General features: G+C 69.0%; 2 protein-coding genes and 2 pseudogenes. 1 reads left to right on the top strand and 3 read right to left on the bottom strand.

Translation table 11 applies throughout. The annotated features are described in order from the left end of the window. Positions 1-451, top strand: a pseudogene (locus HG543_RS53155) (hypothetical protein); the annotation flags it as partial. A gap of 1 nt (position 452) precedes the next feature. On the opposite strand, the gene HG543_RS53150 reads toward HG543_RS53155, so the two are convergent. The 3 genes and pseudogenes from HG543_RS53150 to HG543_RS56945 all read right to left on the bottom strand — a co-directional run. Then, complete coding sequence (locus HG543_RS53150; protein WP_169352602.1) at positions 453-1,643, bottom strand: pyridoxal phosphate-dependent aminotransferase; 1,191 nt, start codon at positions 1,641-1,643, stop codon at positions 453-455. A gap of 49 nt (positions 1,644-1,692) precedes the next feature. Further along, entirely contained in the window at positions 1,693-2,178 is a 486-nt protein-coding gene (coaD, locus tag HG543_RS53145; RefSeq protein WP_169352601.1) for a pantetheine-phosphate adenylyltransferase, read from the bottom strand. 45 nt (positions 2,179-2,223) lie between these two features. Beyond that, a pseudogene (locus HG543_RS56945) lies at positions 2,224-2,366 on the bottom strand (16S rRNA (guanine(966)-N(2))-methyltransferase RsmD); the annotation flags it as partial.

Here is a 2,366-nt window from a genome sequence, read left to right as displayed (position 1 = left end):
CCCGCCGAGCGTTCCCGCGCCTCCTCCCGCGCCCCCCGCGCCCGCCGGGCCCGAGCTGTCCGCGGATGAGCAGACCCGGCAGGACATCCAGATGTCCGCTCGCTTCCTCTTCCAGAGCCTGCTGACGGGCGACGCGCGCGGTGTCGCGAACGAGCTCATCTACCCCTTCCAGCTCGAGGACAAACGCTACGCCACGCCCGAGGAGCTGGTGGTGGCGTGGGTGAAGCAGCTGCGGCTCAAGCGCACGGACCTCGTCACGCTCTACGACGTGGAGGTGCTGAGGCTGGAGGACATGGAGAAGAAGTACGGCAAGGCGCCGGCCCGCCTGGGGCTCGACTTGCGCAACCAGAAGGACATCTGGGCCGCCGTGGGCAACCTCTCGGGCCGCCCCGGCGTCTTCCTCTTCCGGCCGTACCGCGACGAGTTCCGCGCCTTCGTCTACACGGACTGACTCAGCGCAGGGCCTGGACCAGCTCCGCCACGCGGCCCAGGCCCTTCTTCAGCACCTCGCGCGAGGTGGCGAAGCTCATGCGGATGTAGCCCTCGGCGCCGAACGGGTCTCCCGGCACGGCGGCGACGCGGAAGTCATCCAGGAGGATCTCCGACAGCTGCATGGAGCCCGTCACCGGCTTGCCCTTGTAGTTCCGGCCGTACAGGCCCCGCACGTCCGCGAAGGCGTAGAAGGCGCCCTCCGGCATGCGGCAGCGGATGCCATCCAGCGCGTTGAGTCCCCCCACGATGAGGTCCCGGCGCACGCGGTACTCCGCCACCATGGTGGTGATGGTGTCCGCCGGCCCCTGAAGCGCGGCGAGCGCGGCCTTCTGGCCGATGGAGGAGGCGTTGGAGGTGGACTGGTCCTGGATGAGCTGCATGGCGGACACCAGCGGCTTCGGCCCCGCCACGTAGCCCATGCGCCAGCCCGTCATCGCGTGGGACTTGCTCAGCGCGTTGATGACCACCAGCCGCGGCACCAGGTCCGGCGCCACGTCGCTGATGCCCAGCCGCTCATCGGTGTAGAGGAGCTTCTCGTAGATGTCGTCGGTGATGATGAGGCAGTCGTGCGAGCGCAGCGCCTCGGCGATGCCCTCCAGCGCGGCGCGCGAGTAGACGGCGCCGGTGGGGTTGCCGGGGCTGTTGATGATGACGGCGCGCGTGCGCGGGGTGAGCGCGCGGCGGATGGAGTCCGGGTCCGGCGCGAAGCCGTTCTCCTCGCGCGTGGGGACGATGACGGGCGTGCCGCTCGCCAGGTGCACCATGTCCGGGTAGCTCACCCAGTAGGGCGAGAAGATGAGGACCTCGTCGCCCTCGTCGAGCACGGCCTGGCAGAGGTTGTAGAGGGCCTGCTTGCCACCGGCGGTGATGAGCACCTGGTCCGGGGTGAACTTCAGCCCGTTCTCCCGCTCCAGCTTGCGGCAGACGGCCTCGCGCAGCTCGGGGATGCCGTTGGTGGGCGTGTACTTCGTGAAGCCCGAGCGGATGGCCTCCACCGCCGCCTGCTTCACGTAGTCCGGCGTGTCGAAGTCCGGCTCGCCCGCGGCCAGCACCGCCACGTCCACGCCCTGGGCGACGAGCGCCTTGGCGCGCGAGTTGAGAGCGAGCGTCGGGGACGGCTTGATGGCCTGGAGCCGGCGAGCGAGTTTCATGTCCGCCTCCGTAGCGCGTTCGCGCCCGGACGGACAAGAGGAGAGAGCGCTACTTGCGATTGGCGAACTTCGCCTTCAGCTTCTGATTCACATTGTCGGGTACCAGCCCCGTCACGTCCCCGCCGAAGGACGCCACCTCCCGGACGAGCTGGGAGGAGATGTAGAAGTAGTCCTCGCCCGTCATCATGAAGACAGTCTCGATGTCGGGCGCCAGCTTGCGGTTCATGTTGGCGAGCTGGAACTCGTATTCGAAGTCCGACACCGCGCGCAGGCCGCGGATGACGACGCCCACGTTGCGGCGCTTCACGTAGTCCACCAGCAGACCGTGGAAGGCCTCCACCTCGACGCGCGGGTCGTCTCCGCACGCCTCGCGGATGAGCTGGCGGCGCTCCTCCTCGGTGAAGGTGGGCGTCTTCTTCGGGTTCACCGCGATGGCCACGATGAGCCGATCGAACATCTTGAGGCTGCGCTGGATGAGGCTCAGGTGCCCGTTGGTGAGCGGATCGAAAGAACCTGGATAGATGGCGGCCGGCATGCGCCCCCGAGTCTCGGACGCCCCTGACGGGCGGTCAAGGAATGGTCAGGGGGCCCGGTAGAAGCTCACCAGGGTGTCCCCGAAGCGGCGCTGGTCCTCCCGGGTGAGGCCGGCATGGGCCTCCGGCGCCGGCTCGCGCTTGTCGTGCTCCACCACCACCATGCCCGAGGGGGCCACCAGCCCCGCCC

Origin of the sequence: Pyxidicoccus fallax, assembly GCF_012933655.1 — a bacterium.
GTDB lineage: Bacteria > Myxococcota > Myxococcia > Myxococcales > Myxococcaceae > Myxococcus > Myxococcus fallax.
The sequence above is the reverse complement of the archived record's forward strand: the minus strand, read 5'-3'. Positions and strand labels throughout refer to the sequence as shown.

What these genes read in the sequence shown, in the direction of transcription:
- coaD (WP_169352601.1), bottom strand. Translation starts at nt 2,178, where the DNA reads ATGCCGGCCGCCATCTATCCAGGTTCTTTCGATCCGCTCACCAACGGG.
- HG543_RS53150 (WP_169352602.1), bottom strand. Translation starts at nt 1,643, where the DNA reads ATGAAACTCGCTCGCCGGCTCCAGGCCATCAAGCCGTCCCCGACGCTC.